The sequence below is a fragment of the Bacillus sp. FSL P4-0290 genome (genome assembly GCF_037975435.1).
In the GTDB taxonomy this organism is placed as follows: domain Bacteria; phylum Bacillota; class Bacilli; order Bacillales; family Bacillaceae; genus Bacillus; species Bacillus subtilis.
Map to the genome: position 1 here is coordinate 1,782,750 of NZ_CP150253.1, position 13,793 is coordinate 1,796,542.

Annotated in this window: 15 protein-coding genes; all 15 read left to right on the forward strand. The window is 44.6% G+C overall.

Going from position 1 to position 13,793, the window contains the following annotated elements:
• Positions 1–2: 2 nt before the first annotated feature.
• Positions 3–623 carry a stage III sporulation protein AF gene (spoIIIAF, locus tag MKY10_RS09550; RefSeq protein WP_003230233.1) on the forward strand — a complete coding sequence of 207 codons (621 nt, stop codon included), beginning with the start codon at positions 3–5 and terminating at the stop codon, positions 621–623.
• Positions 616–1,305: a stage III sporulation protein AG gene (gene spoIIIAG / locus MKY10_RS09555; RefSeq protein ID WP_048655109.1), complete on the forward strand. Its 690-nt coding sequence runs from the start codon at positions 616–618 to the stop codon at positions 1,303–1,305. The genes spoIIIAF and spoIIIAG overlap by 8 nt, the downstream gene beginning before the upstream one ends.
• Positions 1,306–1,962, forward strand: coding sequence for a stage III sporulation ratchet engulfment protein SpoIIIAH (spoIIIAH, locus tag MKY10_RS09560; RefSeq protein WP_003230250.1), 657 nt, complete (start codon positions 1,306–1,308; stop codon positions 1,960–1,962).
• Between the two features lie 155 nt (positions 1,963–2,117).
• A complete protein-coding gene (gene accB / locus MKY10_RS09565) occupies positions 2,118–2,597 on the forward strand; it encodes an acetyl-CoA carboxylase biotin carboxyl carrier protein (protein WP_003230252.1) in 480 nt (159 codons plus the stop codon).
• 11 nt (positions 2,598–2,608) lie between these two features.
• Positions 2,609–3,961, forward strand: a complete 1,353-nt coding sequence (gene accC / locus MKY10_RS09570; protein WP_003230253.1) for an acetyl-CoA carboxylase biotin carboxylase subunit — start codon at positions 2,609–2,611, stop codon at positions 3,959–3,961.
• Positions 3,962–3,981: 20 nt separating this feature from the next.
• Entirely contained in the window at positions 3,982–4,389 is a 408-nt protein-coding gene (gene yqhY / locus MKY10_RS09575) for a fatty acid biosynthesis protein YqhY (protein ID WP_003230254.1), read from the forward strand.
• A gap of 263 nt (positions 4,390–4,652) precedes the next feature.
• Positions 4,653–5,048 (forward strand): transcription antitermination factor NusB, encoded by a 396-nt coding sequence (gene nusB, locus MKY10_RS09580; RefSeq protein WP_003230256.1) that lies wholly within the window; start codon positions 4,653–4,655, stop codon positions 5,046–5,048.
• Between the two features lie 11 nt (positions 5,049–5,059).
• A complete protein-coding gene (gene folD, locus MKY10_RS09585; protein WP_003230259.1) occupies positions 5,060–5,911 on the forward strand; it encodes a bifunctional methylenetetrahydrofolate dehydrogenase/methenyltetrahydrofolate cyclohydrolase FolD in 852 nt (283 codons plus the stop codon).
• Positions 5,912–6,048: 137 nt separating this feature from the next.
• Complete coding sequence (gene xseA, locus MKY10_RS09590; protein WP_015251733.1) at positions 6,049–7,395, forward strand: exodeoxyribonuclease VII large subunit; 1,347 nt, start codon at positions 6,049–6,051, stop codon at positions 7,393–7,395.
• Positions 7,392–7,646: an exodeoxyribonuclease VII small subunit gene (locus tag MKY10_RS09595; protein ID WP_003226409.1), complete on the forward strand. Its 255-nt coding sequence runs from the start codon at positions 7,392–7,394 to the stop codon at positions 7,644–7,646. Before xseA ends, MKY10_RS09595 begins: the two co-directional genes overlap by 4 nt.
• Positions 7,636–8,526 carry a polyprenyl synthetase family protein gene (locus MKY10_RS09600; protein WP_003230262.1) on the forward strand — a complete coding sequence of 297 codons (891 nt, stop codon included), beginning with the start codon at positions 7,636–7,638 and terminating at the stop codon, positions 8,524–8,526. The genes MKY10_RS09595 and MKY10_RS09600 overlap by 11 nt, the downstream gene beginning before the upstream one ends.
• Positions 8,527–8,700: 174 nt before the next feature.
• On the forward strand, positions 8,701–10,602 hold the full coding sequence (dxs, locus tag MKY10_RS09605; RefSeq protein WP_003245985.1) for a 1-deoxy-D-xylulose-5-phosphate synthase: 1,902 nt from the start codon (positions 8,701–8,703) through the stop codon (positions 10,600–10,602).
• Positions 10,599–11,444 carry a TlyA family RNA methyltransferase gene (locus MKY10_RS09610; protein ID WP_003230264.1) on the forward strand — a complete coding sequence of 282 codons (846 nt, stop codon included), beginning with the start codon at positions 10,599–10,601 and terminating at the stop codon, positions 11,442–11,444. The genes dxs and MKY10_RS09610 overlap by 4 nt, the downstream gene beginning before the upstream one ends.
• 97 nt (positions 11,445–11,541) lie before the next feature.
• On the forward strand, positions 11,542–11,991 hold the full coding sequence (gene argR / locus MKY10_RS09615; RefSeq protein ID WP_003230265.1) for an arginine repressor ArgR: 450 nt from the start codon (positions 11,542–11,544) through the stop codon (positions 11,989–11,991).
• 36 nt (positions 11,992–12,027) lie between these two features.
• Positions 12,028–13,758 (forward strand): DNA repair protein RecN, encoded by a 1,731-nt coding sequence (gene recN / locus MKY10_RS09620; RefSeq protein WP_003230267.1) that lies wholly within the window; start codon positions 12,028–12,030, stop codon positions 13,756–13,758.
• Positions 13,759–13,793 lie beyond the last annotated feature (35 nt).

Here is a 13,793-nt window from a genome sequence, read left to right on the forward strand (position 1 = left end):
GAATGAGTTTTTTAACGGAATGGCTTACCACCATCGTGTTGTTTATCCTATTTGCAATTGTGATTGATATGCTGCTGCCGAGCTCCAGCATGCAAAAGTACGCAAAAATGGTAGTCAGCCTGCTCTTGATTGTCGTCATGCTTACGCCGATTTTTAAACTTTTCAAGACAGACCCCGAAGTCATCTTTGAATACCTCACAAAAAACGGGCAGTCAGAGTCTGCCGACATAAAAAATCAAATCAATTCAAAAAAAATAGAAATACAAGCTTCCCAGCGCGCATATATTCTAGAAGAAATGGCTGTCCAACTAAAAAAGAAAGCGGAGGAGAGATTCAGTCATGATGAATATAAAGTAGGCCGCATCAAACTCACGGCAGGAGAAAAGGTAGATTCAGAAGAGGATATTAAAACAATCAGCGTGTATATGGCCCCGTCTTCTGAAAAAACGGTCCAAACGGTCGCGCCGGTCCACATTGATACAGATCATGCATACGTAACAAAAGAAGCAGCCGAACAAAAAGAAGCCAAACAGATACAAACGCAGCTCGCGGACATTTGGGAAATCGGAAGTGAGAAAATTACGGTTCATATGGAAGGCGGGGAGAGTGTCGGCAATGAATAAAAACGGATTATGGAATGTATTGAAAAAGCAGTTTCTTCCGGGACAAACGAAGGACGGCGAAAAGCCGAAGCTGACCAAATATCATTACTTTCTATTCGTTTTTGTTCTCGGAGTTTCCTTTATGCTTGTCAGCCAGCTGTTTTCTTCACCTGAGAAAACAGAAAACGCCAAAACGATAACGACCGTATCATCGCAACATTCCGCAGACAGCAAAGAGAAAACAGCTGAAGTGTTTAAAGCCTCAAAATCTGATAAACCTAAAGACTCGATCGATGACTATGAAAAAGAATACGAAAATCAGCTGAAAGAAATTCTTGAAACAATCATTGGTGTGGACGATGTCTCGGTTGTCGTGAATGTAGATGCAACGTCGCTGAAAGTATACGAAAAAAACAAATCAAACAAAAATACAACCACCGAAGAAACTGACAAAGAAGGCGGAACAAGAAGCGTTACAGACCAAACATCGGAGGAAGAAATCGTCATGATCAAAAACGGCGATAAAGAAACACCTGTCGTCGTCCAAACGAAAAAACCTGATATACGCGGTGTACTCGTTGTTGCTCAAGGAGTGGACAACGTTCAAATAAAACAAACCATTATCGAAGCGGTGACACGGGTCCTGGATGTTCCAAGCCACCGGGTTGCGGTTGCCCCTAAAAAAATAAAGGAGGATTCATAAATGCTTAAAAAACAAACCGTTTGGCTATTAACAATGCTCAGTCTTGTCGTGGTGTTAAGCGTCTACTATATCATGTCGCCGGAAAGCAAAAACGCCGTGCAGATGCAAAGTGAAAAAAGCGCGTCTGACAGCGGAGAGGTCGCAACTGAAAAAGCGCCTGCCAAGCAAGACACGAAGGAAAAAAGCGGTACAGAAACTGAAAAAGGAAAAGAAGATGGAACAAAGGGAACGAAAGATTCATCAGCAGACAAGGAAACATCCGCTGAAGCCAGTGAAAAAGGAACTGTTGTTACGGAAACAGCCGATGATGATCTGTTTACAACGTACCGTCTTGATTTAGAAGATGCCAGAAGCAAAGAAAGAGAAGAGCTGAATGCCATTGTGTCAAGCGATGATGCAACAGCCAAGGAGAAAAGCGAAGCATACGATAAAATGACGGCTCTCAGTGAAGTGGAAGGAACAGAAAAACAGCTTGAAACGCTGATTAAAACACAAGGTTACGAGGATGCGCTTGTTAATGCTGAAGGAGATAAAATCAATATTACAGTCAAATCAGACAAACACTCCAAATCGAAGGCGACAGCCATTATAGACCTTGTGGCAAAAGAAATCAAAACAATGAAAGATGTCGCTGTCACATTTGAACCATCCAAGTAAGAAAGAGGAAAAAGAAGCCCGCTAAACAAGCGGGCTTTTTGCGTTGCTGTCATATTAGAGTTGAATTCAAAAGTCCGCTCCTGTAAGATGAACATAGTATGTACTTTTAGTAGTAACCTATAAAAAAGAAATTTCATACATAGGAGTGCGATTGAATGTTAAATATCAAAGAAATCCACGAGCTGATTAAAGCAATTGACGAGTCTACAATTGACGAATTCGTATATGAAAATGAAGGTGTATCCTTAAAACTGAAAAAACACGAAGCAGGCACGGTTCAAGTCATGCAGCAGGCACCGGCAGCACCTGTACAAGCACAGGCTCCGCAGGCAGTTCAGCCGCAAGCGCAGCAAGCAGCGGCACCTGCCCAAGAAGCACCAAAGCAAGATGAGAATCTGCATAAAATCACTTCACCAATGGTAGGAACATTTTATGCTTCTTCATCACCGGAAGCTGGCCCGTATGTAACAGCCGGTTCAAAAGTAAATGAAAACACAGTTGTCTGCATTGTAGAAGCAATGAAGCTTTTCAACGAAATCGAAGCAGAAGTGAAAGGCGAAATCGTTGAAGTATTAGTAGAAAACGGCCAGCTGGTCGAATACGGACAACCTCTATTTCTTGTAAAAGCGGAGTAAGGAGACTGAACATGATTAAAAAGCTATTGATCGCCAACAGAGGAGAAATTGCTGTCAGAATCATCAGAGCCTGCAGAGAGCTCGGAATTGAGACTGTCGCTGTTTATTCAGAAGCTGATAAAGATGCCCTTCATGTTCAAATGGCCGATGAAGCTTTTTGTATCGGACCGAAAGCATCAAAAGACAGCTATTTAAACGTTACAAATATTGTGAGTGTTGCAAAGCTGACTGGCACGGACGCCATTCATCCGGGATACGGATTTTTAGCTGAAAATGCTGATTTCGCTGAATTATGTGAAGAAGTGAATGTCACGTTTGTCGGCCCGAGCGCTGACGCCATTTCAAAAATGGGAACAAAAGACGTTGCGCGGGAAACGATGAAACAGGCCGGCGTGCCAATCGTACCGGGTTCACAGGGAATTATAGAAAATGTGGAAGAAGCGGTTTCGCTTGCTAATGAAATTGGGTATCCTGTAATTATAAAAGCCACCGCAGGCGGAGGCGGAAAAGGAATTAGGGTTGCTCGCACTGAAGAGGAACTGATTAATGGCATTAAGATTACACAGCAGGAAGCGGCAACTGCATTCGGAAATCCAGGTGTATACATCGAAAAATACATAGAAGATTTTCGCCACGTTGAGATCCAAGTGCTTGCTGATAACTACGGAAATACGATCCATTTGGGCGAACGCGACTGCTCGATCCAAAGACGCCTGCAAAAGCTTTTGGAAGAATCACCGTCTCCTGCCCTTGATTCAGAAATCAGGGAGCAAATGGGAGATGCAGCGGTAAAGGCTGCAAAAGCGGTTGGCTATACAGGTGCTGGAACAGTTGAATTTATCTATGACTACAATGAACAGCGCTATTACTTCATGGAAATGAACACGAGAATCCAGGTGGAGCACCCAGTCACAGAAATGGTGACGGGAACTGACCTGATCAAGGAACAAATCAAAGTGGCTTCAGGAATGGAACTGAGCCTCAAGCAAGAAGATGTTGAATTTGAAGGCTGGGCCATCGAATGCCGAATCAACGCAGAAAACCCAAGCAAAAATTTCATGCCGTCACCTGGTGAAATTAAAATGTACCTGCCTCCTGGCGGTCTTGGTGTCCGTGTCGATTCAGCTGCGTACCCTGGCTATTCCATCCCACCGTACTATGACAGCATGATTGCAAAGGTAATCACATACGGAAAAACGAGAGATGAAGCGATTGCCCGCATGAAGCGCGCATTGAGCGAATTCGTCATCGAAGGCATTGAGACAACAATCCCTTTCCATTTAAAACTGCTTGAACACGAAACATTTGTGAGCGGAGAGTTTAATACGAAATTTTTAGAAACATATGATGTAATGGGCTCATAATTTTTACGGAGGTGAATTGAATGAAAGACAACAGCTTGCTTAAAATGGATCACGAAGATACGCATTTGGGTAAGGTTGAGATTGCACCGGAGGTCATTGAGGTCATTGCCGGCATTGCAGCATCAGAAGTTGATGGAGTTGCCGAAATGCGCGGAAACTTTGCGACAGGCGTCGTTGAGCGCTTTGGCAAAGTGAATCATGGCAAAGGTGTCAAAGTCGACCTGGCGGATGACGGAATTACGATCGATGTATACTGTGTCGTTACATTTGGCGTTTCGATTCCGAAAGTTGCAGCATCCGTTCAGGAAAACATTCGTCAAACCTTATTAAATATGACGTCTCTTTCGATTAACGAGATCAATATTCACATCGTCGGCATTCAATTTGACACAAAAGCCCAAGAAGTCCAAATCGACGAAGAAATGTAAATGGCTTAACACGAAACCAAGGGGAGGGCGGCCCTTTGGTTTTTTTACACGTTACCCTTTATTTCAAAGCATGAAGAAAGCCGGCTTACATAGCCGAGTTTCTTCATGAACGTGAAATCCGAATAATCATATTAAGGTGTGTGAAAATATTCGGTAATAGGGTAAAAAAACCTTGATTTCAATATGCGGATACGAAAAAAATATGTTATGATCTCTTTGTGGCTTAACGACAAGCGGATAAAGAGGATCAAAGGAGAAAGAAAATGAAAAGAAGAACAGCAAGAGAAAAAGCTTTGCAGGCACTATTTCAAATTGATGTCAGCGATATTGCAGTGAATGAAGCCATAGAACACGCACTGGATGAAGAAAAAACAGATCCTTTCTTTGAACAGCTTGTACACGGGGTATTGGAACACCAAGACCAGCTGGATGAAATGATCTCCAAGCATCTGGTGAATTGGAAGCTCGATCGGATTGCCAATGTTGACCGTGCGATTTTGCGCCTGGCAGCATATGAAATGGCATATGCCGAAGACATTCCGGTGAATGTCTCCATGAACGAAGCGATTGAGCTGGCAAAACGGTTTGGTGATGACAAAGCGACAAAGTTTGTAAACGGGGTTCTTTCTAACATTAAATCTGATATTGAACAATCATAGGAGGAAAGAAAATGACTGCAACAATCATCGACGGAAAAGAAACGGCTAGAGAAAAACGCGAACAATTGGCAAAAGAGGTAGAAGAGCTTAAAAAGCAAGGCGTCACTCCCGGACTGGCGGTTATTTTGATTGGAGATGATCCTGCTTCTCACTCTTACGTGCGAGGAAAGAAAAAAGCGGCAGAAACAATGGGAATGAATTTCAAGCTCGATCAATTTGACAGCAGCCTCACAGAAGCTGAACTGCTTTCCATTATTGATCAATATAACCAAGACCCTGAGTTTCATGGCATTCTCGTTCAGCTTCCGCTCCCAGACCATATTTCTGAAAAAGCGGTGATCGAACGTATCTCCCCTGATAAAGATGTAGACGGTTTTCATCCGTTAAACGTAGGGAAAATGCTGCTTGGCGAAGATACGTTTCTTCCTTGCACGCCTCATGGAATTGTTGAGCTTTTGAAGAAAACCAATATTGACCTTTCCGGTAAAGAGGTTGTTGTAGTCGGCCGAAGCAACATTGTCGGCAAACCTGTCGGCCAGCTTTTATTAAATGAAAACGCGACGGTTACTTACTGTCATTCAAGAACAGAAAATATTACTGAACATACGAAAAAAGCGGACATCCTGGTGGTGGCAGTCGGCAGAGCCAACTTCATCAGTGCAGACCAGATCAAAGAGGGCGCTGTTGTCATTGACGTCGGCGTTAACCGTCTGGAAAACGGAAAGCTTTGCGGAGACGTTGAATTTGAAGGGGCAAAGGAAAAAGCGTCCTTCATCACGCCGGTTCCGGGCGGAGTAGGTCCGATGACCATCACGATGCTTGCGCATAATACTGTTAAATCTGCGAAACGTACGTTATCATAGATAATTGGAGATATTCACAGGCGAAATGTTTGCCCGCCTTGAATATGAGCACGATACCCGCTTCTTCAGGCTCCTAAAGCCAGGGCGGGTTTTCTTTAGTTATGGTGCAGGAATGCTTAGGAGAGGAGTTTTTAGACATGGGTGAAGCAGCGTATGTGACCGTCTCAGCGCTGACAAAGTATATAAAACGAAAATTCGATGTAGATCCTCACCTTGAAAATATTTGGATTAAAGGCGAATTGTCGAATGTAAAGATACACACACGAGGGCATATTTATTTCACTTTAAAAGACGAAAACGCAAGAATGCAGTCGGTGATGTTCGCGAGACAAAGCGAGCGTCTGCCTTTTAAACCTGAAAACGGAATGAAAGTGCTGGTCAGAGGCGGAATTTCCGTATATGAACCGAGCGGAAACTATCAATTATATGCCAAAGAAATGCAGCCTGACGGGGTTGGAGCGCTTTATTTAGCGTACGAAGAATTAAAAAAGAAGCTTGCCGGAGAAGGTTTATTTGACGACCGCTACAAAAAACAAATCCCCGCATTTCCAGCCACAATCGGGGTTGTGACATCTCCAACGGGTGCCGCTGTCAGAGACGTTATTACAACTCTAAAAAGAAGATATCCACTTGTAAAAGTCATTGTTCTTCCAGCGCTCGTACAAGGTGAAAATGCGAGCAGATCCATCGTTACGCGTATTGAAGAGGCAAATGAAAAAGAGATTTGCGACGTATTAATTGTCGGGAGAGGCGGCGGTTCGATAGAAGAACTGTGGGCATTCAATGAAGAAATTGTAGCACGCGCCATCTTCGCTTCCAATATTCCGATTATATCGGCAGTCGGACATGAGACGGATTTTACGATTAGTGATTTTGTCGCCGATATCAGAGCTGCGACGCCGACAGGAGCAGCTGAGATTGCTGTGCCTCATACCACTGATTTAATCGAACGCACAAAAACAGCGGAAGTCAGAATGACAAGAGCAATGCAGCAGCACCTCGGCCAGAAAAAAGAACGGATTCAAACGCTGCAATCGTCCTATGCCTTTCGTTTTCCAAAGCGTTTGTATGCGCAAAAAGAGCAGCAGTTTGACCTCGCGTACCAGCAGTTTCAAGCACAGCTGACCGCTCTTTTAGATCGGAAAAGCAGACAGCTGGAGCGTGAAACGTACAGATTAGAGGCACTGCATCCTCATGAACAGCTGAAACAAGCGAGAACACGATACCAGGAACAAACAAATCAGCTGAGAAAAAATATGAATATCCAAATGAAGCAGCTGCATTCCCAATTTCAAACCGTTCTTGGCAAGCTGAATGCACTAAGTCCTCTTCAAGTGATGGAAAGAGGATACAGCTTGGCTTATAAAGAAGATAAACTCATTAAAAGTGTCAGTCAAATAGAAGAGCAGGACCGGCTTGAAGTCAAGCTGAAGGATGGCGTGCTGACCTGTGAAGTATTAGAAAAGAGAGGGGAAGAAAAATGACAGACGTGAAAAAAAATGAAAACATGACATTTGAAGAAGCGATGAAAGGGCTTGAGAGCATTGTATCAAAGCTTGAAGAGGGAGATGTGCCTCTAGAGCAAGCCATTAACTATTTCCAAGAAGGCATGGCTCTGTCAAAAATGTGCCATGAAAAGCTGCAAAAAGTCGAAAAGCAAATGGACTTCATTTTAAAAGAAGACGGCGAACTGGCACCTTTCAGTGTTCAGGAGGAAGACGAAGGTGACAAATAAATTAACGAGCTTTCTGGCGGACCGGAAAAAAACAATTGAAAATCAGCTTTCTGTCTATACAGAAAAGCTTGATATGCCGGACTCATTAAAGAAATCTATGCTATATTCTTTACAGGCCGGCGGAAAGCGGTTGCGGCCTCTGATTGTACTGGCTGTTTTAAATGCATATGGAAAAAGCGAAAAAGACGGCATTCCGGTGGGCTGTGCTGTCGAAATGATTCACACGTATTCGTTAATTCATGATGATCTTCCATGCATGGATGATGACGATTTGCGCCGCGGGAAGCCGACAAACCATAAAGTGTTTGGTGAAGCGACGGCAGTATTAGCGGGTGACGGGCTGCTCACAGAAAGCTTTAAGCTGATTACCTCCCACGTGTCAGACGAGGTGTCAGCAGAAAAGCGCCTGCGGCTTGTGAATGAACTGATTTCAGCGGCAGGCACCGAAGGCATGGTCGGTGGGCAAGTAGCTGATATGGAAGCGGAAAACCGACAAGTCACGCTTGAAGAGCTCGAATCCATTCATGAACGGAAAACTGCCAAGCTCCTTGGCTTTTGTGTAATCGCCGGTGCTATTTTGGCTGATGCGCCTGAGGAAGACATTGAAACACTGCGTACCTTCAGCAGCCACATTGGAATCGGATTTCAAATCAGAGACGATATTTTAGATTTAGAAGGCAGTGAAGAGAAAATCGGCAAACGTGTCGGCTCGGATACCACAAATGACAAATCGACATACCCGTCGCTTCTTTCATTGGAAGGGGCCAAACATAAATTGGATGTTCATATAAAAGAGGCGAAGCGATTGATCGGCGGACTCTCTCTTCAAAAAGACCTTTTATATGAGCTTTGTGATTTAATTGCGGCAAGAGATCACTAAAACGATCCTAATTTGAAGCGGCTGCACGAGGTATGGTAAAATGTAAGCAGTTTATATGAAAAATGAAAAGGAAAAGCGCGTTTGTCTTTTTTTATGTCTGAGATTATTGTCAGCTCGGCATGCAAAAGACATGTATCATTGCAGAAATTCATGCTGAAAGTGAGTTGATCCGCTTTGGATCTTTTATCAATACAGGACCCGTCGTTTTTAAAAAACATGTCCATTGATGAATTAGAGAAATTAAGTGATGAAATCCGTCAGTTTTTAATTACAAGTTTATCCGCTTCCGGCGGCCACATCGGCCCAAACTTAGGTGTCGTAGAGCTTACTGTTGCCCTGCATAAGGAATTTAACAGCCCGAAAGACAAATTTTTATGGGATGTAGGCCATCAGTCGTATGTCCATAAGCTGCTGACAGGACGCGGAAAAGAATTTGCGACGCTTCGCCAGTACAAAGGGCTTTGCGGATTTCCAAAGCGGAGTGAAAGCGAGCACGATGTTTGGGAAACCGGGCACAGCTCGACTTCTCTGTCAGGCGCGATGGGAATGGCAGCTGCCCGTGATATTAAAGGAACGGATGAATATATTATTCCGATCATTGGTGACGGCGCGCTGACCGGCGGAATGGCGCTCGAAGCCCTTAACCACATCGGCGACGAGAAAAAAGACATGATTGTCATCCTTAATGATAATGAAATGAGTATTGCACCAAATGTCGGTGCCATTCACTCTATGCTCGGACGGCTCCGTACTGCGGGGAAATACCAGTGGGTCAAAGATGAGCTTGAATACTTATTTAAAAAGATTCCGGCAGTTGGGGGCAAGCTTGCCGCCACGGCGGAACGAGTCAAAGACAGCCTGAAATACATGCTCGTCTCCGGAATGTTTTTCGAGGAGCTCGGTTTTACGTATTTGGGCCCAGTGGACGGACATTCTTATCATGAGCTGATTGAGAATCTTCAATACGCCAAAAAAACGAAAGGCCCTGTTCTTCTGCACGTCATTACGAAAAAAGGGAAGGGGTACAAACCGGCTGAGACCGATACGATTGGGACATGGCATGGTACCGGACCATATAAAATTAATACCGGTGACTTTGTAAAGCCGAAAGCCGCAGCTCCTTCGTGGAGCGGCCTTGTCAGCGGAACTGTGCAGCGAATGGCGCGCGAGGACGGACGCATTGTAGCCATTACGCCGGCTATGCCTGTCGGTTCAAAGCTTGAAGGCTTCGCAAAGGAATTCCCTGACCGGATGTTCGACGTAGGAATCGCAGAACAGCATGCCGCAACAATGGCTGCAGCTATGGCAATGCAGGGTATGAAGCCGTTTTTGGCGATTTACTCAACCTTCCTGCAAAGGGCATATGACCAAGTTGTTCATGACATCTGCCGCCAAAACGCTAATGTGTTTATTGGAATTGACCGTGCAGGACTCGTTGGCGCTGATGGAGAGACACATCAAGGCGTGTTTGATATTGCGTTTATGCGCCACATTCCAAACATGGTCTTAATGATGCCGAAAGACGAAAATGAAGGCCAGCACATGGTTCATACAGCACTTAGCTATGACGAAGGCCCGATAGCAATGCGTTTTCCGCGCGGAAACGGACTCGGCGTAAAAATGGATGAACAGTTGAAAACGATTCCGATCGGTACGTGGGAGGTGCTGCGTCCAGGGAACGATGCTGTCATCTTAACATTCGGCACAACAATCGAAATGGCGATTGAAGCAGCCGAAGAGCTGCAGAAAGAAGGCCTTTCCGTGCGCGTTGTGAATGCGCGTTTTATTAAGCCGATTGATGAAAAGATGATGAAGAGTATCCTAAAAGAAGGCTTGCCAATTTTAACAATTGAAGAAGCGGTCTTAGAAGGCGGTTTCGGAAGCTCGATTTTAGAATTCGCTCATGATCAAGGTGAATATCATACTCCGATTGACAGAATGGGTATACCTGATCGGTTTATTGAACACGGAAGTGTAACAGCGCTTCTTGAGGAAATTGGACTGACAAAACAGCAGGTGGCAAATCGTATTAGATTACTGATGCCGCCAAAGACACACAAAGGAATTGGATCATGACGTCAAAGAAAGAACGATTAGATGTATTATTAGTGGAAAGAGGGCTGGCGGAAACGCGTGAAAAAGCCAAAAGAGCCATTATGGCGGGGATCGTCTATTCAAACGAAAACCGCTTGGACAAGCCTGGAGAAAAAATTGACCGCGACCTTCCGTTAACTGTCAAAGGAAACCCGCTGAGGTATGTGAGCAGGGGCGGCTTAAAGCTCGAAAAAGCGTTGAAGGAATTTCCCGTCTCTGTCAAAGATAAAATTATGATTGATATTGGCTCCTCCACCGGCGGTTTTACGGACTGCGCTTTGCAAAATGGAGCTAAACAGTCATACGCTGTGGATGTAGGCTATAATCAGCTTGCATGGAAGCTTAGACAGGATGAACGGGTCGTCGTGATGGAACGGACGAACTTTCGTTATGCAACACCGGCAGACTTTACAAAGGGCATGCCGGAGTTTGCCACAATTGATGTGTCCTTTATTTCACTGCGGCTCATCCTGCCTGTCCTAAGGACTTTGCTCGTACCGGGCAGCGACTGCATGGCTTTAGTTAAGCCTCAGTTTGAAGCGGGACGGGAATCCGTCGGCAAAAAAGGGATTGTTAGAGATCCTAAAGTGCATGCTGATGTGCTCAAGCGAATGATCAGTTTTTCTGCCGCTGAAGGCTATATCTGTAAAGGCTTGTCATTTTCTCCAATCACGGGAGGAGACGGAAATATTGAGTTTCTCCTTCATTTGCATTGGCCGGGAGAGGGACAGGAAGGCCAGGAACTGCCGGAAGAAGAGATCATGCGCGTTGTAGAAGAAGCACATAAGACGTTAAAAGAAAAAAAAGCAGATGTACCGGAATAATAGGGCGCTATTATTCCTTTTTTCTGCATTCATGTACAATGTGCAGAGAATCATATAACATAAAAGAACAGATAAGCTTGGAAATAGAGGTGCTTACATGAACAAAGGCCAGAGGCATATTAAAATCAGAGAGATCATTACAAGCAATGAAATCGAAACACAGGATGAATTGGTCGACATGCTAAAGCAGGATGGATACAAAGTAACGCAGGCCACGGTATCACGGGATATTAAAGAACTTCACCTTGTAAAAGTGCCTACAAATAATGGTTCTTACAAATACAGTCTTCCGGCGGACCAGCGTTTCAATCCGCTGTCAAAGCTAAAGCGGGCATTGATGGACGCATTTGTGAAAATAGACTCAGCAAGCCATATGATTGTGCTGAAAACGATGCCGGGCAATGCCCAGGCAATCGGGGCGCTGATGGACAATTTGGACTGGGATGAAATGATGGGGACCATTTGCGGAGATGATACGATTTTAATTATTTGCCGGACTCCTGAAGATACAGAAGGCGTAAAAAACAGGCTCCTTGAACTGCTGTAACAGAAAATCTAACAAAGATAAGAGGTGTAATGCTGTTTGTTAGCTGAACTATCGATTAAAAACTTTGCCATTATTGAGGAACTGACGGTTTCTTTTGAACGCGGGCTTACGGTTTTAACAGGAGAAACCGGAGCCGGCAAATCCATCATCATAGATGCCATTTCTCTTTTAGTCGGAGGCCGCGGATCATCTGAATTTGTTAGATATGGGGAAGCAAAAGCCGAACTTGAAGGGCTGTTTCTGTTGGAGAGCGGCCATCCTGTTTTAGGCGTATGCGCTGAGCAGGGAATCGACGTTTCAGACGAAATGATCGTCATGAGAAGGGATATCAGCACGAGCGGGAAAAGCGTTTGCCGTGTCAATGGCAAGCTTGTCACGATTGCTTCACTAAGAGAGATCGGCAGGCTTTTATTAGATATTCACGGGCAGCACGATAACCAGCTGTTAATGGAAGACGAAAATCATCTCCAGCTTTTGGACAAGTTTGCCGGGGCCGAAGTGGAAAGCGCGCTCAAAACGTATCAGGAAGGGTACCAGCGGTATGTGAAGCTGCTCAAAAAGCTTAAGCAGCTTTCTGAAAGCGAACAGGAAATGGCCCATCGTCTTGATCTTATTCAATTTCAGCTCGAAGAAATCGAATCGGCAAAGCTTGAGCTTAACGAAGATGAACAGCTCCAAGAAGAGCGCCAGCAAATTTCAAACTTTGAGAAGATATATGAGTCGCTGCAAAATGCATATAACGCGCTTCGCAGTGAGCAGGGCGGATTGGACTGGGTTGGAATGGCATCAGCGCAGCTTGAAGATATATCTGATATAAACGAACCGCTAAAAAAAATGTCTGAAAGTGTTTCGAACTCCTACTATTTGCTTGAGGATGCCACATTTCAGATGAGAAATATGCTGGATGAGCTTGAATTTGATCCGGAACGCCTGAACTATATTGAGACGCGACTTAATGAAATCAAACAGCTGAAACGAAAATACGGTGCCACTGTTGAAGACATTTTGGAATATGCTTCTAAAATTGAAGAAGAGATTGACCAAATTGAAAACAGGGACAGCCACCTTCAAAGCTTGAAAAAGGAGCTTGACTCCGTCGGCAAAGATGTCGCAGTGGAAGCGGCAAATGTGTCACAAATCCGAAAAACATGGGCGAAAAAGCTGGCTGATGAGATTCATCGGGAATTAAAAAGCCTGTACATGGAAAAATCAACTTTTGATACGGAATTTAAGGTCAGAACAGCGTCACGCAATGAAGAGGCGCCGCTTGTAAACGGCCAGCCCGTTCAGCTGACTGAACAAGGGATTGACCTGGTGAAGTTTTTAATTTCAACCAATACAGGCGAGCCGCTAAAATCCCTTTCGAAAGTCGCTTCAGGTGGAGAGCTGTCACGGGTGATGCTTGCCATAAAAAGCATTTTCTCCTCACAACAGGATGTGACATCGATCATTTTTGATGAGGTTGATACCGGTGTAAGCGGCAGGGTCGCACAGGCAATCGCTGAGAAGATCCATAAGGTGTCAATAGGTTCACAAGTGCTGTGCATTACACACCTGCCTCAGGTGGCTGCCATGGCCGATACGCATCTTTATATTGCGAAGGAGTTAAAAGACGGTAGAACGACGACACGTGTCAAGCCGCTGTCTAAGCAGGAAAAGGTAGCGGAAATCGGGCGCATGATTGCAGGTGTCGAGGTAACCGATTTAACGAAACGCCATGCGAAAGAACTTTTAAAACAAGCGGATCAAGTCAAAACAACTGGGTAAGCTGCGCGAGAAGCGCAGCTTATTTTTTTCGTGCA